Origin of the sequence: Pseudomonas parafulva (assembly GCF_002021815.1) — a bacterium.
Lineage (GTDB): Bacteria > Pseudomonadota > Gammaproteobacteria > Pseudomonadales > Pseudomonadaceae > Aquipseudomonas > Aquipseudomonas parafulva_B.
The window spans coordinates 1,862,315-1,884,995 of record NZ_CP019952.1; the positions used below are offsets into that span (position 1 = coordinate 1,862,315).

At 55.7% G+C, this 22,681-nt stretch carries 12 protein-coding genes, 2 tRNA genes and 1 pseudogene; 5 read left to right on the top strand and 10 right to left on the bottom strand.

What is annotated here, in order from left to right; translation table 11 throughout:
* Nucleotides 1–94 precede the first annotated feature (94 nt).
* A complete protein-coding gene (locus tag B2J77_RS08265; RefSeq protein WP_023534840.1) occupies nucleotides 95–766 on the bottom strand; it encodes a Bax inhibitor-1/YccA family protein in 672 nt (223 codons plus the stop codon).
* Between the two features lie 127 nt (nucleotides 767–893).
* Between B2J77_RS08265 and B2J77_RS21305 the strand changes: the two genes are divergently transcribed.
* Together B2J77_RS21305 and B2J77_RS08270 are read left to right on the top strand one after the other, a co-directional pair.
* Nucleotides 894–992, top strand: a tRNA-Ser gene (locus B2J77_RS21305).
* Between the two features lie 30 nt (nucleotides 993–1,022).
* Nucleotides 1,023–1,113 (top strand) — tRNA-Ser (locus tag B2J77_RS08270).
* 378 nt (nucleotides 1,114–1,491) lie between these two features.
* Here the strand turns inward: B2J77_RS08270 and B2J77_RS08275 are convergent.
* Entirely contained in the window at nucleotides 1,492–1,902 is a 411-nt protein-coding gene (locus B2J77_RS08275) for a hypothetical protein (RefSeq protein ID WP_078478356.1), read from the bottom strand.
* 1,042 nt (nucleotides 1,903–2,944) lie between these two features.
* Complete coding sequence (locus tag B2J77_RS08285) at nucleotides 2,945–3,136, bottom strand: MbcA/ParS/Xre antitoxin family protein (protein WP_078479407.1); 192 nt, start codon at nucleotides 3,134–3,136, stop codon at nucleotides 2,945–2,947.
* Nucleotides 3,137–3,372: 236 nt separating this feature from the next.
* On the opposite strand from B2J77_RS08285, the gene B2J77_RS08290 reads away from it, so the two are divergent.
* Complete coding sequence (locus tag B2J77_RS08290; protein ID WP_078478358.1) at nucleotides 3,373–3,768, top strand: hypothetical protein; 396 nt, start codon at nucleotides 3,373–3,375, stop codon at nucleotides 3,766–3,768.
* 164 nt (nucleotides 3,769–3,932) lie between these two features.
* Here the strand turns inward: B2J77_RS08290 and B2J77_RS08295 are convergent, their stop codons facing one another.
* The 6 genes from B2J77_RS08295 to B2J77_RS08320 form a co-directional block, all read right to left on the bottom strand.
* Nucleotides 3,933–4,217, bottom strand: a complete 285-nt coding sequence (locus B2J77_RS08295; RefSeq protein ID WP_078478359.1) for a hypothetical protein — start codon at nucleotides 4,215–4,217, stop codon at nucleotides 3,933–3,935.
* A 128-nt stretch (nucleotides 4,218–4,345) separates the two neighbouring features.
* A complete protein-coding gene (locus tag B2J77_RS08300) occupies nucleotides 4,346–5,371 on the bottom strand; it encodes an AAA family ATPase (RefSeq protein WP_078478360.1) in 1,026 nt (341 codons plus the stop codon).
* Complete coding sequence (locus tag B2J77_RS08305; RefSeq protein WP_078478361.1) at nucleotides 5,356–6,924, bottom strand: ATP-dependent nuclease; 1,569 nt, start codon at nucleotides 6,922–6,924, stop codon at nucleotides 5,356–5,358. The genes B2J77_RS08300 and B2J77_RS08305 overlap by 16 nt, the downstream gene beginning before the upstream one ends.
* Nucleotides 6,925–6,979: 55 nt before the next feature.
* On the bottom strand, nucleotides 6,980–9,346 hold the full coding sequence (locus tag B2J77_RS08310; protein WP_078478362.1) for an RNaseH domain-containing protein: 2,367 nt from the start codon (nucleotides 9,344–9,346) through the stop codon (nucleotides 6,980–6,982).
* The gene (locus B2J77_RS08315; protein WP_078478363.1) at nucleotides 9,343–12,411 is read right to left on the bottom strand and encodes a hypothetical protein; all 3,069 of its coding nucleotides are present in this window, start codon (nucleotides 12,409–12,411) and stop codon (nucleotides 9,343–9,345) included. Before B2J77_RS08315 ends, B2J77_RS08310 begins: the two co-directional genes overlap by 4 nt.
* Complete coding sequence (locus B2J77_RS08320) at nucleotides 12,395–13,261, bottom strand: hypothetical protein (RefSeq protein WP_228385169.1); 867 nt, start codon at nucleotides 13,259–13,261, stop codon at nucleotides 12,395–12,397. Before B2J77_RS08320 ends, B2J77_RS08315 begins: the two co-directional genes overlap by 17 nt.
* Before the next feature lie 636 nt (nucleotides 13,262–13,897).
* Between B2J77_RS08320 and B2J77_RS08325 the strand changes: the two genes are divergently transcribed.
* Nucleotides 13,898–20,524 carry a DUF3320 domain-containing protein gene (locus B2J77_RS08325; RefSeq protein ID WP_078478365.1) on the top strand — a complete coding sequence of 2,209 codons (6,627 nt, stop codon included), beginning with the start codon at nucleotides 13,898–13,900 and terminating at the stop codon, nucleotides 20,522–20,524.
* A gap of 246 nt (nucleotides 20,525–20,770) precedes the next feature.
* Here B2J77_RS08325 and B2J77_RS08330 read toward each other — a convergent pair.
* Nucleotides 20,771–21,582, bottom strand: a pseudogene (locus B2J77_RS08330) (AraC family transcriptional regulator N-terminal domain-containing protein).
* A 458-nt stretch (nucleotides 21,583–22,040) separates the two neighbouring features.
* On the opposite strand from B2J77_RS08330, the gene B2J77_RS08335 reads away from it, so the two are divergent.
* A complete protein-coding gene (locus tag B2J77_RS08335) occupies nucleotides 22,041–22,679 on the top strand; it encodes a TetR family transcriptional regulator (RefSeq protein WP_078478366.1) in 639 nt (212 codons plus the stop codon).
* Nucleotides 22,680–22,681 lie beyond the last annotated feature (2 nt).

The following is a 22,681-nucleotide window of genomic DNA, read 5'->3' on the forward strand; positions in this document are numbered from 1 at the left end:
TGGGCGCTGTACCGCTTTCAAACCGTGCATGTTCGATAAAAAACGCAGGCACAAAAAAGCCCGCGTAAGCGGGCTTCTTTGGACACACGTTGGATCAGTCGTCACGACCCATGATGCCGAACAGCTGCAGCAGGCTGATGAACAGATTGTAGATCGAAACGTACAAGCTGATGGTCGCCATGATGTAGTTGCGTTCACCACCGTGGATGATGGCGCTGGTCTGGAACAGGATGCATACCGACGAGAACAGCACGAAGCCGGCGCTGATGGCCAGTTGCAGGCCGCTGATCTGGAAGAAGAAGCTGGCCACGACCGCACCCAGCAGGACGAAGAAGCCTGCGGTGATGAAGCCGCTGAGGAAGCTCATGTCCTTGCGGGTGATCAGCACGTAGGCAGACAGGCCACCGAACACCAGCGCCGTCATGGCAAAGGCCGAACTGACCACTTCGGCGCCGCCGCTCATGCCCAGGTAGCGATTGAGGATAGGGCCGAGAATGAAGCCCATGAAGCCGGTGAGGGCGAAGGTGGAGACCAGGCCCCATACCGAGTCGCGCAGCTTGGCGGTGAGGAAGAACAAGCCATAGAAGCCGATCAGCACGACGAACACGTTCGGGTAGGCGAACCGCATCTGTTGTGAGATGAAGGCCATCAGGCCGCTGAATGCGAGGGTAAGTGCCAGCAGGCTGTACGTGTTGCGCAGGACCTTGCTGATCTCCTGCTGCTCGACCTGCTGGCCGTGGTGTACGGCATAATCCTGTTCGCGCATGGCGACACTCCTTGGTGAACCTGTGATATGAAACGTCGAAGATGGTAGGAGTCTACCAGAGCTCCTGCAACCCGCGACACAGAGAGTTTGACAGCGTGTTTCATTCCGGTATTATGGCGGCCGCAAAGCAGCTGGAAGCGTGGCCGAGTGGTTTAAGGCAACGGTCTTGAAAACCGTCGATGGGCAACTATCCTAGAGTTCTTATCTAAGGTGGTTCCCAGCTGCACACTACACCTTCATCAGCCGTGCATGCATCGGGAAATTGGCAGAGTGGTTGAATGCACCGGTCTTGAAAACCGGCGTACGTTAATAGCGTACCCAGGGTTCGAATCCCTGGTTTCCCGCCAAACTCAGTAAAATCAGGGCTTAGAGCGATCTAGGCCCTTTTTTATGGCCGATCATTTCTTGTATTCCCTGCAGACCTAGGCACGGCCTGCGCCTCGGAAGGCCAAGGGTGCATTTCACTAGCTGCACGCTACTGCCGCTTGCTGCGCGCTTTGGAATGAGAGAGATTTCGACTGCATGCTTTGCAGGCCGCAGATTTCCTGGACTCCCCGCATAGTCTCGTACCCCCCCCCCCTTGTTTTGCACTCAGCACCTGAACTGTTGTTCGTTGGCGACCCGGCTTACCATTGCGCCTGTTCCTTGCTGAGCCCCTCAAAAAACCTCAAGAAAAAGTCGGCTGATGAACGTAGAGTGAAAGGGTCGTTGTGCCGTTCAGATCGTTACAGACCCAAATCTGCAGCGAACTTGAAATCGCGAAGCTCTGGGTGAAGGGCGTCAGAGTCCATAGCGCCCAGGAGATGCTGAGCAAATTGTCTTAGGGGATAGTGATCAAGAGGAACACACCATCCCTCGTAGTCTGACAGACAGCCTAGGTATGCAATTCCGAACCGATAGCCGCGCTCTTGGGATACGGCCATGAAGGCATCAAAGAGGGCTTGGGCGTGCTCCGAAGGTAATCTCGACAGATCAATCATCGCGTCGGAGCTGGATTGATCATCAATAAAATCAAAAAAGAAGGCATCGATCTCCTGCGCGAGCGATTCGGGTGAAATTGATCTGCAGGTGATCTCGATGATCGTGATGTCATAGAGGGTGGCGCTGAGCTGCGCGCTGCGCTCGTCATGTAGCATTGGTGTTTGCTCATTTACTTCTAATGGTGGAAGGCAGGTAGTCTACCTGAGACAGCAATGGCTCAGGTTCGTCAGGCAGGGGCTTGAGGCGGTGGATGTACGACCAGCCTAGACACTGCTGTTCCGAAAGACGCATCCGGTAAGCGTCAATGGGCGAAAAGCTTAGAAAGGGCTTATCTGGCCAATGCTCGGCCTAGAGGATCCCCCCCGCCACCATCACGACCGGCTTTGCAGCGTTCGAGCAAACGCTTTCTTCGGCTTCAATCAGATCAGCGCACACCATCTCAACTGATCTGAGGGCCTCCAGCCCTTTAGTGGCTACCCGCGTAATGCCCGAGGCGAGGTCAGAACTGGGGCCATCCCCAGTTTAGGGGCAGCCCAGCCGAGAACTCATTGCCTCGGATGTATCCGTAACCAATCACGAAGCGCTCAATTTTCCAGGGGAGCAGGGGGCATTTTAGATTGGCTATTCAACAAGCAAAAATTATCAAGCACTGAAGCACTAACCGAGCGTCACAACGACCGTTACGGCCCATGTCGTTGCGTGAGCCTGGCTAGGGAGCATCGAGCAATGTGCTGCGCTCGCGTGATGCCTGGTCAGGCCTGCGTGGTTGCCTTTCTGGAAGCGACGGAGAGGGGCTGGCAACGAATTTCGCCCCCCCATTTTGGTTCGCCATCGCTCGGAATATGAGTCAATCTGCTGGCCTTCTAAGCGCCAAAGGAGGCAAAGGTGAAAACCCTATGTGAGCTGTTCAGATACACCCAAACCCAACAAGCCAAGGTGTTCGGTGCCTGGGTACTCATTCCCGGATGCCTGGCCATGGCAGGCAAGGAAATGTGGAAGCTTGCGGGGGCCACTCATGAGCTTATCCACGGTATGACATTCTGGGAATCTTTCCCCTATGTTGCTGTGTGCGCCACAGTGTTTGTGGTCACAGGGTGCTTTAAGCAGGTTACTAATCAGTTGCGCCGAAGGCACCCAATCATCAAGGCTTTAGGTTAATCGAGTTTAAGCCTCAAGCGCGTCTGGGGTTAGCCGGCACTAGCAGCCGTAACCATGCCCCAGGCGCTTCAGTTCTTCCATCACCTTCTGGTGTCCTGGCTGATCGTGCGCGAGCTCCAAGGCAGTCCATCCGCCAAAAGCAGGACGTGGCTTAGAAAGCCATGCGGCAGCTTTTTGTTTGTCACCAAATACGCTCTCGGCCTCAGCCAGCATGTGGTTCACATAGTCCATGTAGTCTCCCTTGTTATCCGCAGCTCCAGCCGTGCTCATTTCGACATGGGTTGCTATCTCCCTCATAGTGCGGCAAGCAGTTCAGTGAGCGCAATAGGTATCTTTGGCGGAGGCGCTGGTAAGAGTTTAGATATGAATGCCGCCCTAATCCGATAAGATTTATTTGCATCGCTAAGCTTGTTTAGGCGAGAGCTCAACGATATCTTATAAGAAAGAAAAATAATAAGGGGCACGCCATGTCGCAGTTCAAGATTTTTTTTGAAATTTCCGATGGTAAGTTGAACATCAAGCACAGCATCGAAAGGCAAGAGAGCGAGGAACTGTCGAAATTTCAAGCGTTAGGGCTTCTTTATCATATGCTGGATTCAGCTATTCAGGTAAGTCAGGAATTAGGGCAATCTGCTATTAGCGTTGCGCGGGGGATTTTTGGCGGAGAAGGGTGGGCTAGTGAGGTTGTAGACCGATTGCTAGCCGCTCAGAGCTGGGAAGAGCGGATGCGCGCGGCATGGGCGGCAGTGGACAATAAAGCCCGGGAGGTAGCTCTACGACTGGACTACAACATCTTCCAAAATTATTGGCCTAATCAAGAATTCTGCAATTCCCGTCGGGTGGCTCTTCATTGCACTGGCTAAAGGTTGTAGGCGGGTAAGAAATAGCCTGAACCCGGGAGTTACCTGCTCGATAATTCCTTTAGCGATGTTGTTGAGTGCGGTTGTGCTCGTACCACGCTTCCGCGCACGAGAGATTCATGAGAGATGATTCAGGGCGCTTGTACAGGGAAGCGCTCCGGAATGCTTTAGAGACGTGCGTTGATCCAGTCCCAAACGGCTTTTCCAAGCCACCCTTGATGGGTGCTGGCAGTAATTTGAGTCACAAAAATACGGTCATTGGCATCGAGCTTGGCTCTAAGGTCGGTACAGACCTGCTCGGCCGTCGCATTGACGCTGACCCAGCGCACGGACTCCAATCCAGGGTCTTTGACATTTTGGTAGCGTTCTATATGTTGGATGAAAGCGGTTCGCGCCTGAGCATAATTGCTACGCTCATTGTTCAGGTTCCATGTCACCATAAATACCGCCATCGATCGCTCCTTTTTTAGCTGATAATGGCATGATCGAGGTTAATCGAAGGCTTTTCAAGCTTCTGTTGCTCCTTCGTTGACCCCGCTCTCACGCCTGCTTTTGATGCGAATGTGCAGCTGAATCCAGCTTATGATTTATAAGCCTTGAACAGCTTGTCCGGCGCAACATAAACCTCCCCTCTGGCTCGTGAGAACGCCACATAAAGCTTGTTCCGCGTCTGAGCCACAGCCTCATGAAGCTTGCCATCCAGGTACTGTTTCCATGCCTTGATGCCCAAGACAACGCAGACATCCTCGTAGTGATCCTGGCCCTTACTGGCCCCCCAGTTCTGCGAGTAGCAGTCGTACTTGTAGTGTTGCTCCTGGAACAGCTTAACGATGCCGTGTTCAGCATGCAGACGGTCTGCAAACTCCTGAGATTCGACCTTGATGATCTGGGTCACCCTGCCTTTGTGGGAGTCAATCTTGATCTGCAGGTGGGTACTGATGAAATCGCAAACTGTCGTACCGCAACGCCAGCTCTTGCTCAGGGTCTCTTTGTCCACCTTGATTTTAGCCTTGGCGAACCGCTTCTCGTATTTTGTGATGTCGTCGTGCAGGGTGCTGTTCACCGAACCATCGCGACTGGTGTCGAAGGTGTGCTGGTAGAAATCACCTACGAACAGCATCTCGGTGTTAGCGGCTGATACCTGAAGCAGCAGGTTAAAGTCATGGCCGGCAAAATCCTGAACCTCGTCAACGTAGACTGAGTCGTAAAAACGCTCGATTCGCGCCTTGACCCCAGGTAGCAATCCCTCGACCTCGATCAGCTTGGCCAGTCGGTTGTGGTAGAGCCGACCACTCGGATCACGGTACCGCTCTCTATCGGTCAGTGCGTAATTACGCTGCGGCGGTCTCCTGAAATTCAGGCCTCTAGTGTTCATCTCGTTCTGCATGAATGGTCGGAAGCAGAAACCGTGTAAGAACGCAAAGTACGTCATGACGGTGATGTTCGACGGAAGGGTGCCGAACTTCTTGATGATGCTGTTGCGCAGATGGCTGTAGTTGTTCTCCGTGTAGGTGATGATCAGGGCGCGCTTCTCAAGGCTGAGCTTGCTGATGAGGTGGGTCGTTTTGCCCGACCCAGCCACCGCAAAGATCACTCGTTTATCCATGCGATCGCATCCTTGATGTACTGAGGGGCTACAAGCGCGGCAGACTTCTTCCTGAGCAACTCGAACGCAGCGTCGGCCTTGTTTTTCAGCATGTACTCTTGGACGGTCAGCTTCTTACGTCCGGCTGCGAACAGCTCATCGCAAGCCGCCTTGTTGTCCTGGTACAACCCGATCTCGAACGTCGAACGTGCGTCATCCCTGTCAGCGAAGATCTGTGCGCCCTTGTACAGGCTGTCTTTGTAGTTTTCCACGCAGTGCTGCTGGTAGTCGCCGTCATTGTCACGGATCGCTGCGACTCGGATGCCCAGTAGCTTCCCGAGCTCCAGATACCGTTTGAAGCTCGTGCCACCGATCGAAATGATGTGCACCTGATCGGCGTGTGGCGTACGTCCATTGGAGTGCTTCTTGTAGAGCTCTTCGATCAGGATGAACTCGGCATCACCCTCCACCAGAATGACCTTCTTGGAGAGCGCGAACTCCAGGACATTGTTATCCGGTGCTTTCATGAAGAAGCTGGCAGTCGGCTCGGTGAGCGCCTTCAGACGACCAGCCTGCTGGTCGCTACCCAAGAGCAGTGCATGCCGGAGGTCGAGTCGCGAACAGATGTGGCTACTGTGAGTGGCAATGAAAAGCTGCGTTCCTGCCGTGGCGGCCAGTTGCTCAACCAGTAGCTTCATCTTTGTGTGGCTGAGGTGATTCTCAGGTTCTTCCAGGAGGAGGGCATGGAGTTCGCCCTTGGCTTCATGCCGGCGCAGCGCGAACTCGGTCTTGATGAAGCACTGCTCACCCTTACCTCGATTCTCGATCGGGATGCCATCTTTGGTGATGACGAGGTCGGTTTCGAGATTGGAGCGGATACTGGTTCTCACACCAAATTGGTAGGCGCCCAGGTCGGCATTGAGTGCGGCCAATTGATTGTCGCGAAAAGCTTCCTTGCCGCGACGGTAGCGGTTTTCCAGGCTATAACGTTCTGGCGGCTCAGCGTTGAAGCTGAACACTGTGCGGGTGTACTCCCTCGCCGCGTATTCACTGTCGATACGAGAGCTGTCCAAGAGAAGGTGCTTCACCGGGCGGCGATAGCTGACATGGGGGCCACCCGAGAAGGTGTAGAACTTCACGCCGTAATATTCGTATGGGAAACCTTCCGGGTCGTCTTGCAAGAGCTGATGGATCGTTGTGCCGAATTCCTCGATCAGCGGAGCAATCTTCATCCCAATGCCGTCAGTCATGGCGCCGGCTAGATTCTGCGTACCGTAGTAGCCTTGATCATCGCCTTCCTCGAGAAACACCTCCACGACCAATTCTGGCAACTGGTCGAGCGTACGTGGCCCCTGCTGAAAAGCCTTTACCGCAGACTGCGCCAACAATGACTCGTACCCGATGGTTTCAACGTGACTACGGCTGGCACTGAGTGCGAGATCGAGGCCAAGCAATACGCTGCTTTTGCCCGTCTCGTTGTCACCGATCAGTACATTCACCCCAGCATCGAACTCAAGCGTAAGCGACTCGAATTTCTTGAAGTTTTGGAGCATCACTTTCTTGATGGCAGGCATCTCAAATCATTCCCACAGTGTTTGAGTTCAAGGTTGGCTAGCGGATATCGAGTGGTCAGGCCTTCTCGGCCAGGCGATTGGCATCACTCTTTCGGCGCATTTCCATGATGGGGTGGTCGTTGGCGATCTGAGCCCCCAGGTGCATGGGGCTTGGCAGTTTGAGCTGACCGTCCCACAAGGGCGCGTTACGGCAGAGCAGGGCGACTTGTTCTGCGATCGCGGTTGATGAGGCAAAGGAAGCCGGCTCTATGACGGTGATTTCGGTAACGCCGAGTTGCTGCCAGGGATCTGCCAACAAGAAATCACCGACCTGATAGCGGGTGTTTTTACGCTGGCCTTCAGCCTTGCTGTAGATCTTTGAAGGCGATACGAAGTAATAAACGGCAGGGCTTCGAAGTGACTGGAAGACGCCGATTTTCTGCCCAATGTACTGGGGCTGGCTAGGGTGCTCGGAGTGATTGCCGGACATCTGAGCAATGTCGTTATCAACCCTGATTCGCACAATGGCCGCATTGGCCGGGACGGGCGGCAGGCCGTTGTCGGGGCTGTCCTTCAGCCCCCGATAGAATGTTCGCAAATTGCTATCGAGGCAGACAATCAGCGGGGTGTCTGCCTCATCCGTGGCCACCAGCATCGACCACGTCACGAGCTTGTTGATGGCCTCAGGGTTAATCAGCGAAGGCGCGGCATGAATGGCAGCGACGCCCTCAGTGAACGGATACCATTGCCCGCGGCTAGGGTCGTTCTTGACGAACCAGTAGACCTCGCATTTCTGAGTATCAACCACCGTCCTGGTGATGACTGGCAGGTAGATCATGTCACCCTTTTCGTTAATGCGATCCAGGCGAATAGACAAAATCGTTGTGCCTGTCGGGATGGTCTTCGCCTTTACGAAAGCGGTTGGGAAGTAACCCGTTAGGCGGATCACCTCGGTGACAGTGTTGAGCGCCTTGTAGTCCCGCGACTCTTTTTTGGGCTTCGGTTTGTCCGGGTCTGGTACCTCATGCATGATGAACTGAGTCACGATGCCATGCTCGGCCAGTACCCTGCGGATGTAATGTTTTGGGTCTCTGTCTGAATCGAGTGCTGCAGCTACGGTACTGGTTTCAACGATCAGGATTGATGTGCCGAGCTTCTTGATTTCGGGGACGACGCTGTTTCTAAGCCACCCATCGAGTTCAATGGAAGAAGCGCTGCCCTCCAACATGGAGGTTGCGCCTTCGACAGCTAGGCGCGTCAGTAGAATTTCTGGAGGCGCGTTTTTCTTGAAGAACGGCATGGCCGTGCCCAAGGTCTCGCTGGCTCTGACCAGTCGCAGCATGATCTCGGAGTGTGCTGCCAGTACCGCAGCATGCACCTTCACAGGCGTTGAGCCCGTCACATTTTTTGCCACGCGAATACTGGAAACGGCCTTACGAGCGAGCAGCGGCTGCGAGCCCTGGAGGTTGCGCAATAGGTGGAAGCAAGTTTGGTCGAGGAAGAGGGGCCCTGGGCCGGAGCCGATGGCGGGCTTGAGTGGTGGTGTGACGTAAATTGGCCTAACGAGACTGTCGACGGGTATATCACCTTCAATGAGATCGGGCAGAGGCTGAACGCCCATGAATGCGAGCAGCTTGTTGGTCGGGAAGTCGTAAACAGTCTGCCAGCCGGTGTCAGTCTTTTTGCTTCGAATACCCGCTTTCACAATCGATTGGCCAGTGTGCACCCAAGCGTGTCGCTTACGCCCGATCGAGTTGGGCATGATCTGGCTTAGCTTCACGCGCAGTTGGATGAAAGGCTCAGTACAGTCGCGAAGTAGCTTCAGGCTGGGCTCGATGACATGCAGGGCGCTGGCATTGCGATCACCCGCGGGCATGATCGGATCGTTCCAGGCAATCAGCGAGCCGTCGGAGGCTTGCTGCAAGGAAATGAGTTTGGGAATGGGATCGGGGTTTCCGTTCTGGGTCGACTCAAGAGGTGTCGAGCACATTGCCTGGCCAATCAGCCACGGAACAACGGTGTAGGCCAGGGGCGAAACTCCGTCGGAATTGATCAAGTCGCCTGGTAGCAGGGGATGAAGCTCCGTGACTGCGAGCTTGGCCTCCAGTCCCTCAACCTGCTCGTCCCACATGCGCATCACTTCGAGCGACCAGAGATACAGGATCTGATTGATCGTATCGACGGGCAGGGGCTTCAGCATGAGGATTGCTGACGCACCTTTGTCTTTGTAGGGGAACAGGTTGACGTCAACGGGCCCGCCCGAGACTGCGGCCAGCATTTCTTTCAGCGCATTCGTAGGCAATCCAGGGTGATGCTTTTTCCCCAGGTTCTGCAAGACTTGCCAAGCAGCCAGGTAGTGCTCTCCGATCTGGGCACGATAGGCATGCGCGAGGGCTTGCGGGTCGAAACTGTAGAGGCTGGTGCGCAGGTCAAGGTTCTTCATCGAGCTTCCTTAGCTGATCGATCAATGTAGTGCGTGATAGCACTCGCGATGCCGTTGTGGTGCAGGAAAAACTGATTCCAGCTGCCTTCATTTTTCAGTCTTTGGACGGACTCCGAGAGCAGTTTTGCCCACGGCGTACGGCCATTGGTGAACGCTGCATCTGCGAAGTAGCAGGTCACCGGTGTGCCGCCGCGCCGGCCACGCCCGATCAACTGAGTGAGGGTCACCAGTATGTTCATCATGGTGTAATGGCGGATGTTGGCGGGCTGCTGGCCAAAAGCTGGCGGAGCGGTGCGAATCTCGTTGAGGATTGAGCTCGCGATAGCACGTTCTTTGTGCAGCACATGCTGGAGGCTGGGCTCGGGACGCATCCGGTTCCAGGTTTCGTAGCTGATGTGCGCAAGGTTGTTCTCGGGGCTATCGGAGGCAGGTAATGGGCGCACGCAGATCACCACGCCACCGATCGCTGATAGGCCATCTTTGTTAACAATGTTGTGACCGCGAGCCATAGGGTGGAGGGCGCTGACCAGAATCGTTTTGTCCCGGTGTACCCCCTCAATGAACTGCGCAAGATCGTCGTACACCAGCGTGTGTTCAGCGTTTAGCAATGTGGGCTTGTACTCGCTAGCTCGACCTCGCACCCAGCCAACAGTTGGGGTGGGAGATAGGCCAGCAAGCGTGATTGCCAGTAGCTCAGCATCGGCGTCGCTGCTGGCAACCAGGAGCAGTCGAGCACGATCCGCGGTGACTGGATCCTTGGCCAATGCTTTCAGGCGCTTCTCAATCCAAGGCCATAGTTCGGCGGCAAGTTGCTTGATCCGATCCTTTCGCTCGAAGAAAGGTGCACCTGAAACCGTCGTGGTGAGTCCTACATTCTCAAATGCAACTTGGCCTGCGGCGTCAGGCACATCAATGAAGTCCTTGGCCTTGAGGTCGTATGCACTGGCACCGGGGAAGTAAGCAGTGGCCGAGAAACCCATGAACATGCGTCTGACGCCGGCATACCCAAGCGACGCGAGCTCGGGAAGAGCTAGAAGGGTGCCGTGGGGGTCACCTCGCATTGCCACAACGTTCAGTGATGATGTCGCCTCGCTGGCCGGCTTGCGTTTGAATCCAAAGACGGTGCGATGCAGTGGGCCGATGGGACTGAACGAGAGTGGCTCGCGGCCCTTCAGATTGCTGTAGACCTCTTGAGCATAGGGGACTTCGGCATTGGCAAAGCTGGGCAGTTCGATCTGCAGATTCCGTAAGGCGACTTCAAGATTGTCCAGAATGCCGCGCAGAATCAGTGCTGCTTTGAGGCGCTGCAGGTCTTTCGTGTTCAGTTTTGCCTTCAGATGACCGCTACCCGCAAGTGTTGTGAGCAATCGACCCAACTCCATCGCCTGATTTTCAGGCCTGCTGGCCATCTCATTCGTCTGCCAGTAGATCAGGTTTTCTCGCAAGCTACGCAGGTGCTCCGGGACGCTGGTATTACCGCTGCTGTACAGCGCCTTTAGCGTCTCGAAGTCAATCTCCAGCTTGGTCATGATGTAGCCGTCTTCCGCCTCCGCCCAGGTTGTTTCCTTCTTGGGCCAGTCGAAGTACTTGCGTTGTTGAAGGTTCATCAACTGATCGACGTTGGTGCAGCAGAAGCCGAGGGCTAAGGACAAGCGAATTCGGCTACTTTCCTCGATGCCTGGAATATTCAGTCTGCTGAAAATCGCCGTGAAGAGCTGAACGAGCGGGCTTGCCTCGCCCGTGTTGCCTAACTGGAGGCTGAAGGCGCTTGTGTCGATCGCGGTTTTGAGCAGCCCGTCGATCTCATCGATCAAGAACACGGGTGAGATACGTAGTAACAGCTCGATGAAGCTACGAGGGCCCGGGAACTGTTCTGAATCGTTAAGCGGTATGCGCGATGTGCCGGACAGCAAGGCATGGTGATTGATGACGATCACGTCAGCATCCAGCGCTTGCGACAGCATCTTTGTCCGACCACAAGAGAATAGGAAGGGGCAATGACTTAAGCGCTTTGTCTCCTCCTTCGCATTGCCTTTGGAGGACACGACATGAAGCTTGAAGCAAGGCTCCGAGCCTGTCGGCATAGCTTCCAACTCGGTCGAGTAGGCGTTTAGCAAGCAAGCGTAATCGTAGGGATGATCCTCATTGCGCTGCTTGAAATGTACGCCCGCGCGCTCATGGGTTCGAGAAAGAGAATGTAATGGCGCAACCTTCAGGTTTGGCGCTACGACTGATGCCGCTAGTCGCATGATCCTCACGGTATTGTCCAGCTCCACGTAGCCAGGAACCGCGATTACGACTTTGTGGCCGCGACTTGCGGCGTCAAGCGCCATCAATGACATCACTACCGTCTTGCCAGTACCGGTGGCGGCATTCACACGATAGAAGTTGCCCGAGCTTGCCGATCGCTGGCTGCTGTTGCCCCAAATGTTATGAAGGGATGCGCAGTGTTGCGTATGCGGCGTCGAGGCGGCATCTAGTCGTTCGGCAATCGATCGGAGATTTTCGTAGTTCCAGCTGATATCAGAGATCGCTGGCGTATCAGAAATCTTGAGGCATTGACCCGAGGACGGTAGTCGCTTCCTCTCGTTGGCCGGGATGCTGAAGATACGGGTGCGTTCAGCTGTGATGTACTTGAAGACTAGGTTGCCGGATTCAGGCAGCTTTGCGATGGCAGGGGGCTGATGCCAACGTTTCAACGCATCCAAGCTTTCCTGGATAACCTGGTCGACATCCAAGATCTCTTTGATGCGGTAGTGATCACCCTCGGCCAGCTTTGGCCGCAAGTTCTCGGGTTCAATCAGTTCAAAGGGGCATAGCTCGTCTGCAAGAACGATCGCTGCAATTTCGACGAACCGCGCCGGCTGTGCGAGCGATGAGGGTCGGAGCCGAAGCCCCATTGCGATCGTGATCTGCTGCTCGTCAGTGAGGCTGTCCCAGGTGCTCCACTTGTGGGTGCGCCCAGCAATGAGTGCAGCTGCATCTGCTAAGCAAGGCGTGCCTTCAGTGTGGCGTGCCGCCAGTGCCATGAACAGCGTGGTTGCGACGTCAGAAAGGGTTCGCACGAGTGGTCAGTTCCTTGATGCATTCGCTTTGGGTGAAGATCTGCAAGCCCGGGCATACACTTCTGAGCCATGGAACATGAGCCTGCTGGTAATCCGGGATGACGAACCAGCGCATCGTTGTTGGTCGCATTGATTCCAAGTAGGCGCCCAAGGCACGCGGTGATATCCAGACCTTCGCATCAATGTCGAGCGTCATCCCGCCGTAGGTGACTCGCAGATCTGAGCGGTCTACGTCTGGCCACAGGGTGACATCGAGTCCATGCTTTGAGAGTTTCTCGGCCAATTGAAGCTCGAGCAGCCCGGGCAGCAATGTGTACTTCCAGAGTGCGCTTTTGAGCATGTGGCGCTTACCTGCAGCTTCGCCTTCCAGCACTTGGTCGGTAACAACATTGATCAGCCGTCCTTGCATCCATCGGTACAGGCTACTTTTCTCTCTGCACCAGGCAGAGTCGCACTGAACCTCTCGTCGCTGTGGGTTCATGGGCCAGCGGCATTCTGGGCACTGATAGAGCTTTCCGTTGTGAGCAAGGTGCTCCGGAATGGGCTCATAAAAGTCATCGAGATTCCTGCCAAGCGGGATGAAAACGCTAGCCGCCCGCACAGGATCGATTACGGCGTTCTCGATCAGGAAGCGTCTGAAGCGCCTGTAGAGCTCATCCCCTTTGGAAATCACTTGGCACAGGTCACGTACTTCTCGGACGATCGACTGGATCTCTTCCCAGAGCTGATGAACATCGAGCTCGAGGAGCATTTCATTGCAGGTCTGGGTAGAGATACCAGAAGCGAGGAGGGGGCCGGTGTAATCAAACCGTACGGACTCTGGAAGCCATGACTCCAATGGGAGCGACAATTGACGTTCCAGCTGCAGGGCTGAACTGAGGGGCTCGCCGGGAGAGAGGCGCCAAAGATGTGCCTGGGCCTCTCGGAGCAACAACAGTGCGGCGCCTCGATCCGACTCGCACTGGGACGCTGCCTTTGACAGAAGCCTGAGTAAGTACTCCGATCGTTGGGTGTCCACGTGTACGTCCCCTGCGCCTTATCCCAAGAGGGCCAGGCTTGCTCGCAATCGTGCGAAAGCCGGCAACGGCAAGCAGTCAAGGAGCGAGGATGAGGCCGCCACGCGGCAGGTCTATCTGTTCCGAGCGTTGTCTTGCTTAACCCGATGATCTAACAATTGATTTTAGTTTGCCACTACTCAAGGTGTGACGTTTTGTGTGGGAATGGGCTGTAAGCGTGAAAGGAATTCAGTTGGATTTATTCGTATCCGGATAGCTATTCAATGGGATGTGTCATGCATTAATTGCGGTCTAGCCAAAGACTGCTGCTGACTTAATTGGAGAAGCCTGGAAATGTCTTGCATTTCACGACCAAAGGATCATTACGACTGAAGCAGGAAGCGCTATCATCCTGCCATTAGCTCAAGCGGGGGCCCTCTGGCCGGCCAATTCCGGCACTCCCTTGGGCATCACGACAAGGAAGGTTGCGCATGGACGACATCGTTCAGCCCCTCGCTGCTCAAGAAGAAATCCCACCTAAAGAAGTCAAGATTCTGGCCACGTTGGTGGCGAAGCTGAACCTTGCCGACTTCCAGAACGCCATTCCCGTGATCCGAGAGCTTCGCATCGCGAACGAGACCGAAGAACGCTTCGTCAATGTGACCCTGACATTGACCTCAGAGCCTGAGGTGTTCAAGGCCAAGGTCTGGCGAATCGACGAAGTCGCACCTGACAGCTTTCGAGTTATTCCGGGGCTTGATCTGGTCTTGGACGGCCCATTGCTTAGTCGCCTTACAGAGGCGGAGCTTTCCACTTTTACCTTTGTCCTTGAGGCCGATGACAAGGCGTCCGAAAGTGGTCGGAAGGAAGTTGCTCGCCTGGAGCAGGTTGTAGACCTTTTGCCGCGTAACCAGTGGGGTGGGCTTCGTCATATCCCAGATACGACTGCCGCTTTCGTACAACCCAATGATCCGGCAGTTGAACGGTTGTTGAAGCAGACGGCTGAATTGCTGCGCCTCAGTGAGAAGTCTTCGGCGCTCGATGGCTACGAGGGTGGTGCGAAGCGTGTCTGGCAGCTGGCGTCAGCAGTCTGGGGCGCCGTGGCACGAATGAAGCTTGATTACGCGTTGCCACCGGCGAGCTTTGAGCAGACTGGCCAAAAAGTGCGCAGTCCCAGCCAAATCGCCGACACTGGTTTGGCGACCTGTATGGATCTCACTCTGCTTTTCTGTGCAGCTCTTGAGCAAATTGGGCTGAACCCTGTGATCGTCTTTACCCGGGGGCATGCCTTCGTGGGTCTGTGGATGAAGCCAGAAGAGTTTACAACTGCTCTGGTGGATGATGTGACCGCAGTGCGTAAACGGGTAAAGCTACGTGAGCTGATACTTTTCGAGACCACCCTTGTTACTCAGAACCTTGCTCCGTCTTTCTCCTATGCCGTCGAGCGCGGAGCGAAACAGATAGCCGAAGACTCGGACAGCGACTTCGAGATGCTGCTCGACATACGCCGCGCACGTCTGCAGCGTATCAAACCCCTGGCGAGCTCCGAGGCTCAGATACCACGAGTTGTTCCGGAAGTACCGGACGAGAACGCTCCGCTGCTGGTTGAAGACGGCTTGGACATGCCTGATGAAGCTCATGAGGTGGTCGTCGATGACTTTTCCAAGCTCGATCCTGCGGATCGTCTGGGCCGCTGGCAGCGCAAGCTTCTGGATCTTTCTCTTCGAAACAACCTTCTGAACTTCAAGATGGGCAAGCGGGCACTGAAATTGGAGTCCCCGGATCCAGGAGCCCTTGAGGACATATTGGCCAGTGGTCAGTCGCTGAAGCTGCTCACCCGTCCAGACCTCATGGATGGTGCTGATCCGCGGGAACGCGCTCTCTACGAGCAACGCGAGCGTGAGGATGTTCGTCGCCGGCATGCCGAGGATGCACTTAAGCGCAGAGAGGTGTTCGTTGCGCTGACATCCAACGAGATGGATGTTCGACTCACCGAGCTGTACCGAGGTGCTCGTACCGCGCTGCAGGAAGGCGGCTCCAATACGCTCTTCCTGGCTATTGGCTTCCTGAGTTGGACACGTGAGGACAGGGCAGGGCAGAAGTATAAAGCGCCCCTTGTGCTGGTTCCGGTCACGCTGGAGCGCAGAAGCGCTCGTTCCGGTTTCACCATGGTGCTCCACGATGATGAGCCACGCTTCAACCCAACCCTTATTGAGATGCTTCGGCAGGACTTTGAGTTGGGCTTGGGTTCCCTGGAGCACGAGTTGCCTCGGGACGATTCTGGTCTTGATATCGCCGGCATTTGGAACAAGGTCGGACATGCCATCAAGGACATCCCAGGCTGGGAGTTGAGCGAAGACGTCGTACTGTCGATGTTTTCGTTTGCCAAATACCTCATGTGGAAGGATCTGGCCGAGAACGCTGAGCATCTGCGGCAGAGCCCTGTCGTTCAGCACCTCCTGGATACCCCACGCGATTCGTTCGTTTCGGACACACCATTCCCAGAGGCTGAGTCACTGGATCGTGATTACGGCCCGACCGATGTTTTCTGCCCACTGCCATCTGACTCATCTCAGTTGGCTGCAGTGATGGCGGCAGCCAAGGGCAAAGACTTCGTGCTCATCGGCCCGCCCGGTACGGGCAAAAGCCAGACGATCTCGAACATGATCGCTCAGTCGATCGCTCAAGGGCGTCGCGTGCTGTTCGTCTCAGAGAAGATCGCCGCGCTTGATGTCGTGTACCGTCGCCTGCGCGAGATTGGCTTGGGTGAGTTCTGTCTGGAGCTTCACTCCAGCAAAGCTCGGAAAACTGATGTGCTGGCCCAGCTGCAGTCCGCTTGGGAGGCGAAAGGACAGGTCGATTCCGCTGCATGGGAGGTTGAGGCTCAGCGCCTCGCAACGCTGCGCGACAGCCTCAACATTTACGTGGAGCGACTGCACCAGCGCCATCGCAACGGTTACACCATTTACGATGCGATTGGCACCGTCACTTCGGGTGGCGATGAAGCTGTTGCTCCTGTTGGTTGGGTGTCACCTGACATGCATGACCAGAAGGCCATGCTCGAGCTACGTGAGTTGGCCGATCGTCTTGAAGTAAACGCGCAGGCTGTGGGATATAGCCACTTAGTGGGCAATGCGTTGTCCGCTATAGGCCAGGCGGAATGGTCGCCCCATTGGCAGCAACAGCTGGTGCAGGCAGCTCGCGATGTATTGCCTGCTGTGCTGGATGTGCAGCGTGCGGCTGATCGGTTCGTTGAATTAGCTGGGCTTCCTGCTTCGGACTACACCCCGAGTGTACTGGAGGGGTTGTCACTTCTTTCCCAGGCACTGCCCGCGGCAGCAGGACAGGATTGGCGCTTCGCGTTGCGCCCTGATGCCCGTTCCATTTCTCAACGGCTAAGCGATGGCTGTGCGTGGGTTGAACAACACCATGAGATCAACGCTAAGCTTTCGCCGCTCTGGCCTTCTCGCGTTGTGGCCGATGCGAAGCAGGGTATTGAACTGCTGCAGCAACGTCGTACCACCCTCGGAGAGCTCAGTCCGGCCTGGCCGGAAAGTGTCACCGATGTGCTTGCTCAGGCGATGGCACTGCTTGGCCAAATAGTAGAGCTCAAGCAGCAGCTCAGTGCGACCTATGGCGATACGATCGAATCGCTCGACATCGATCTGTTGCTGCGTGAGTGGAAAGAGGCTGATGAATCGTTCTGGCCAAAATCCTGGTTCGGAAAGCGTCGTATTACGAGTTTGCTAGCCCCGACTCAAACCACTGCAGGCGAGGCCGATCACGGTAAAGATTTGGCCACCTGGGCAGAAATCCGCGCCGTGCGCCGCGCTATTGATGAGCTTGAGCCAGGGCACGAGTGCGTTGCCGTTTGGCAAGGTTCTAAGTCTGACGCTGAGAAGCTTTCCACGTCGATCAAACTTCAAGAGGCCATTCGGCTCCAGCAATCAGACTCGGACTGGATCGATGATGGGCTCCAGTTGGTCGAGCAAGGCCAGCTGGGTGATGCATTGAAGGAAGAACTGCGACGACTTCGCACGCTGATTCGCCTTGATAGCGATATGGCTGCCTTGTCCGATCTTGGCTCGAGCACTCAGCAGCTTTGGTGCGGCAAGGACACTAACATTGAACTCCTTACTGCAGCGCTGCGCTTCCAGGCTGAGCGTCGGGATATCGAAGAACGTGGTCGCCTTGTTGATGATCACCCAGAAGTGCAGGAGGGCCGCTGTGGAGCCTTGCTGAAAGGTGACTTCGATCTGTTGAAGGAGCGGGCAGCGGTTGAACGTGATCTGTCCGACCTGGCTGACCTGCGAGAACTGGTGCCGGTCTGGAGTGACCTGAAGACCAAGCTTGAGATTGCACGTCAGGCTGTGGTGTTCCAAGGGCAGGTAGCGACTGCTGTCGCGAAGCTCGCGCTGAACCCGGAGCAGATTGCAGCTTACAAGGCTCCCCTTCAAACGCTCTTGGGCGATGGCAACGCTTTGCTAGAGCCTGAAGGTGCGATAGCTCTCGCAGGCGTTGCTCTACGTGAAAAACTTGCGTTGCTGCAGGAGCGTTCATCGCAGCTGACGTCGATCGGCCACTTCACCGAGGGCGGTGCTGATGAGACCGCACACCTTTCGTTGAATGACCTCAAAAATAATTGCGAAACCGTAGTTTCTTCCGAGGCACGACTCAAGGCATGGTGTGCCTGGAGGAAGGTGCGCGATGAGGCCTTCGCCGTTGGCCTCGCCCCAATTGTCCAGGCTATGGAAAGCGGAGCGATCACCTCTGGAAAAGTCCGCCGCGTCTTCGAGGTGAATTACGCTCGCTGGTGGCTGAATACCACTGTCGATAACGAGGAAGTGATCCGGACATTTGTCAGCGTTGAGCACGAACAGCGTATTCGCGATTTCCGAGCGCTGGATGACAAGTTCACCGAGCTGACGAAGGACTGGCTCCGTGCTCGGCTGTGTGCTGACCTGCCGAGTCAGGACAGCGTGAGCCGCTCTTCAGAGTGGGGCTTGCTGCGTCATGAGATGGGCAAGAAGACCAAGCATATTCCATTGCGTGAGTTGATGACTCGAGCACCAGAGGCGCTCACGAAACTCACGCCGTGCTTGCTGATGAGCCCGCTTTCGATCGCTCAGTACCTGCCGCCGGCTTCGACCCCGTTTGACCTCGTCATTTTCGACGAGGCCTCTCAGATCCCGGTCTGGGATGCGATTGGTGCGATGGCGCGAGGGAAGCAGGTTGTTATGGTGGGCGACCCGAAACAGCTCCCGCCGACCTCGTTCTTCGATCGGGCTGAGTCCACGGCCGATGACGAAGATGTTGAGGCGGATCTCGAAAGCATCCTGGATGAATGCATCAGCGCGAACCTGCCGATGCGCAATCTGAACTGGCACTACCGTAGTCGCCACGAGAGCCTGATCGCGTTCTCCAACCAGCGTTACTACGGCTCCAAGCTGGTGACGTTCCCGTCGCCATTCACAGCTGATAAGGCTGTGAGGCTGTGCCCGGTTGCTGGTGTCTACGACAAGGGCGGCTCACGTACCAACCTGATCGAAGCAAGAGCCCTAGTTGCTGACCTTATTGCTCGCCTTCAGTCGCCAGCCTTCCGTGAGAGCCGTCGTACAGTAGGTGTTGTGACGTTCAATGGTGAGCAGCAGAAGCTCATCTTGGACATGCTTGATGAAGCATGCCGGAAAGACCCATCGCTGGACAGCTACTTCTCTGAGTCGGAACTCGAGCCCGTGTTCGTCAAAAACCTGGAAAGTGTTCAGGGCGACGAGCGAGACGTCATCTACTTCTCGACTACCTACGGGAAGGATGCTGCCGGCGCGATGTCGATGAACTTCGGCCCGATGAACCGTCCTGGTGGCGAGCGTCGACTCAACGTTGCGATTACGCGTGCTCGTCAGGAGCTGGTGCTGTTCTCGACCCTGCGGCCTGAGCACATTGACCTTGCCCGCACGCACGCCATTGGCGTTCGTGACCTGAAGCACTTCTTGGAGTTTGCGGTACGTGGGCCGCAGGCTTTGGCTGAAGCCAATTTCGGTAGCGTGGGCGGTTTCGATAGCCCGTTCGAAGAGGCGGTCGCAGCTGCCTTGGCCAAGAAGGGTTGGCAGGTTCACACCCAGATTGGCGTCTCGTCGTTCCGAGTCGACCTGGGAGTCGTTCATCCCGATGCACCTGGAAAGTTCCTTGCCGGGGTTGAATGCGATGGTGCTACTTACCACCGCAGTGCAACTGCACGTGATCGCGACAAGTTGCGGGAGTTCGTCCTGCGGGGGCTTGGCTGGGAGATCGTGCGAATCTGGTCGACAGACTGGTGGGTTGATGCTGCAGGGACTGCGGAAAAGGTTCATCAACAATTGACGGAGCTCCTGTCCGAGTCGAGAGCCAAGCAAGCCGTCATCGACGCAGCGCATGAGGTGGAGCGCTTGAAAATCGATGCCGCCATGGCTGAGGTTATTGAGGTGGTTGATCGAGTTGCCGTCGTTGCTTCGCCCCACGCTGATGAAGCCAATGATCCGATTGGCGCTTTGCCAGAATTGAAATACGCAAGAGCGGCCACGGCTCAAGGAGTTGAGGCTGTGGTCACGCCTTACGTGCCAGTGGAACACGTGGTTTACAGAGAGGCAGACCCTACCAAGGCTGTAGATACGGTTGATCCAGACCGTTTCTTTGAAGCAAGCTACTCAGCCACGTTGGAGCAGATGATTGCACACGTGGTGGCGGAAGAAGGGCCGGTGCTCGATTCGGCACTTGCACGGCGTATTGCGCGTGCTCATGGCTGGGTTAGGACGGGCTCACGCATTCGTGATCGTGTCGACCAAATCGCGCGGGAGCGATTCCGTTCCCATGAAGAGGAGCAGGCTGGAACCTTCTTCTGGCCCACAAATATCGACTCTGATTCAAATGTCGTCTTCCGCAGGCCTGGTGATGACAATTCGATTCGCCCACTCGCTGAAATCTGCTTGCCCGAACTACGTGCTCTAGTAGACGAAATGTCCAAACACGGACACGTTGGAGAGGGATTGGTTTATGCGGTGGCCAAAGAAGCAGGGGTCGTTAAACTCGCCCATGCGGGCCGTCAGCGGATCGAAAAGGCGATAAGGACTATAGCCGAGTGATCCCGGAAAGGCGCTTTCCTAGCGCCCTTTCTGCAGAATTTTGCAAAAGGTACGACTCTTTAGCGGCCTGAGCCACTGCATGAATTACCAGGCTCTATCGCTCCATACGCTGGTGTGTTAGAGCCAATGAGACGGTTCAAAGTCAACAGTTTCAGGCTGAAATGGTTGTTTTTGTCTGACATGATCTCAGGTACTGAGTCCCTTCTGCAGTCGTCCCATTGCGGCTTGCGCACTTTCTGGGTGCGCTCAATCGGGCGTACTCGGAGAAGCCTCTGCGCTGCTGAGCAAATCTGCGATATCGCGCTTGGGTGGAGAGCCAAATTGCCGTGAATATTCGCGATTGAACTGGGACGGGCTCTCGTAACCCACCCGGTAAGCAGCACTTGCCGCATCTGCGTGCTCTTTGAGCATCAAGCGTCTGGCCTCATTTAGGCGGAGCCATTTCTGGTATTGCAGGGGACTCATGGCAGTGAGTTGGCGAAAGTGCTGATGAAAGGATGAAGCGCCCATCTGCACGCGTCCGGCCAATGCATCTACACGCATCGGTAATGTGTAATTCTGTTTGATCCAGTCAATTGCTTTTGCGACGCGTTGGGCTCAGCAAGCAGTTCAATAAGACGAGTGAAACAGGACATCAGCGAAGGGTTCATAGTACCTACACCGGCGCTTTTTGTGATCGAAGGGCCTTGCCGGGGTAGCGCTGATTCATTGGCAATCAGCTCTGCCAAAATGCTCAGATCGAGCTTGAAAAGTAGGCCTAGGCATGGCGCGTGTTCGCTAGCCATCGTAACGGCTGAATTTGCTGGAAGATTCAGCGAGGTTATGAGAAACCGCGAGGTATCTTACGGGTAGACTTCATTGGCGATCACCATCTCCTTCGCGCCTTGCAACACCAATACAACGCTTGGCTCGACGATGCACATGCTGGGTGGGGCCGGTTGATTTCTGCGCCAAAGCATTACATCAGCAATGGCAGTTGGAAAGTCACCGTGGCTAGGAGCCAGTGCAGCGAGAACTCGTCGTGCAGCAACGAGCTGTAGGTGGTTCAGATCTGTCATGGTGGGAGAGGCTGGCGTGGCGCAGTTTCAGAGATAACAACTCTACGCTGACGCTCTGATCAGCGTCTATTGGCGCTTTTGCCGCTTCGCAGAAATAGGCAAGAAATGTGGCGGAATGCGCTATTGCGTGACCGCGGAAGTGTCAGATTTTTTGTGTGCGGGCCGGTAGCGGCCTGCCGTCAGGCAGGCCGCTACCGGCCCGCACACAAAAAATCTGACACTTCCTCGAATCTCTACGCTTCCGCCACTATTCTTCATCAAAGCCCTGATTTATCAGGGCTTTTTTGTGTCAGGCCGGTTTCCGCCTTTTGACCACGCCTTGCTAGTGTCCGCCGTTTGCCAATCGCAGCATTTGAGTAACACCTCCCTCGCTCGCACCGATCCCCTCGCCGAAAAACTACGCAACACCCCCCTAATGTGGCAGTGTGGTTCCCCTCGCCACCCCCACAGGGCCCCCCATGCCAACGCGCAAAACCGGTATCCGTGCCCAACAGGCCGACCGCACCCGAGACAACATCCTCAAGGCGGCCGTACAGGTCTTCAGCCGGGAAGGCTTCGCTGGTGGGCGCGTCGAGCAGATTTCCACCCTGGCCAAATCCAACGACCGAATGATCTATTACTACTTCGGCAACAAGGAAAAGCTGTTCATCAGTGTGCTGGAGCACATCTATGCCAGCTTCAATCAGGCCGAAGCCGGGCTGCAACTGGACCTGGACGACCCTGAACAGGCGGTGCGCACACTGGTGGCATTCATTTGGGATTACTACGTGCAACACCCCGAATTCGTCACCCTACTGGCCACTGAGAACCTTCACCAAGGCGAGCATGCGCGCAAGTCGCAGAACCTCAAGGCCTTGTCGGGCGAGGCGGTTGGCGTGCTGCGGCCGATCATCGACGCGGGCCAGGCGAAGGGCCTGTTTCGTGACGACATCGACATTACCCACGCCTACCTGATGATTGCTTCGCTCTGCTATTTCTACAACTCCAACCGCCATACGCTCAGTTCGTTCCTGGCCGTGGACCTGGCTGACCCCAAGGCCAAGGCCGACTGGTTGGCCTTCATCAGCGACCTTGTCCTGCGCGGCCTGCGCCTGTGACT

Coding starts and splice junctions, on each gene's coding strand:
- B2J77_RS08275 (WP_078478356.1), bottom strand. CDS start 1,902: ATGCTACATGACGAGCGCAGCGCGCAGCTCAGCGCCACCCTCTATGAC.
- B2J77_RS08310 (WP_078478362.1), bottom strand. CDS start 9,346: ATGAAGAACCTTGACCTGCGCACCAGCCTCTACAGTTTCGACCCGCAA.
- B2J77_RS08305 (WP_078478361.1), bottom strand. CDS start 6,924: ATGCCTGCCATCAAGAAAGTGATGCTCCAAAACTTCAAGAAATTCGAG.
- B2J77_RS08300 (WP_078478360.1), bottom strand. CDS start 5,371: ATGGATAAACGAGTGATCTTTGCGGTGGCTGGGTCGGGCAAAACGACC.
- B2J77_RS08265 (WP_023534840.1), bottom strand. CDS start 766: ATGCGCGAACAGGATTATGCCGTACACCACGGCCAGCAGGTCGAGCAG.
- B2J77_RS08335 (WP_078478366.1), top strand. CDS start 22,041: ATGCCAACGCGCAAAACCGGTATCCGTGCCCAACAGGCCGACCGCACC.
- B2J77_RS08295 (WP_078478359.1), bottom strand. CDS start 4,217: ATGGCGGTATTTATGGTGACATGGAACCTGAACAATGAGCGTAGCAAT.
- B2J77_RS08290 (WP_078478358.1), top strand. CDS start 3,373: ATGTCGCAGTTCAAGATTTTTTTTGAAATTTCCGATGGTAAGTTGAAC.
- B2J77_RS08285 (WP_078479407.1), bottom strand. CDS start 3,136: ATGGACTATGTGAACCACATGCTGGCTGAGGCCGAGAGCGTATTTGGT.
- B2J77_RS08325 (WP_078478365.1), top strand. CDS start 13,898: ATGGACGACATCGTTCAGCCCCTCGCTGCTCAAGAAGAAATCCCACCT.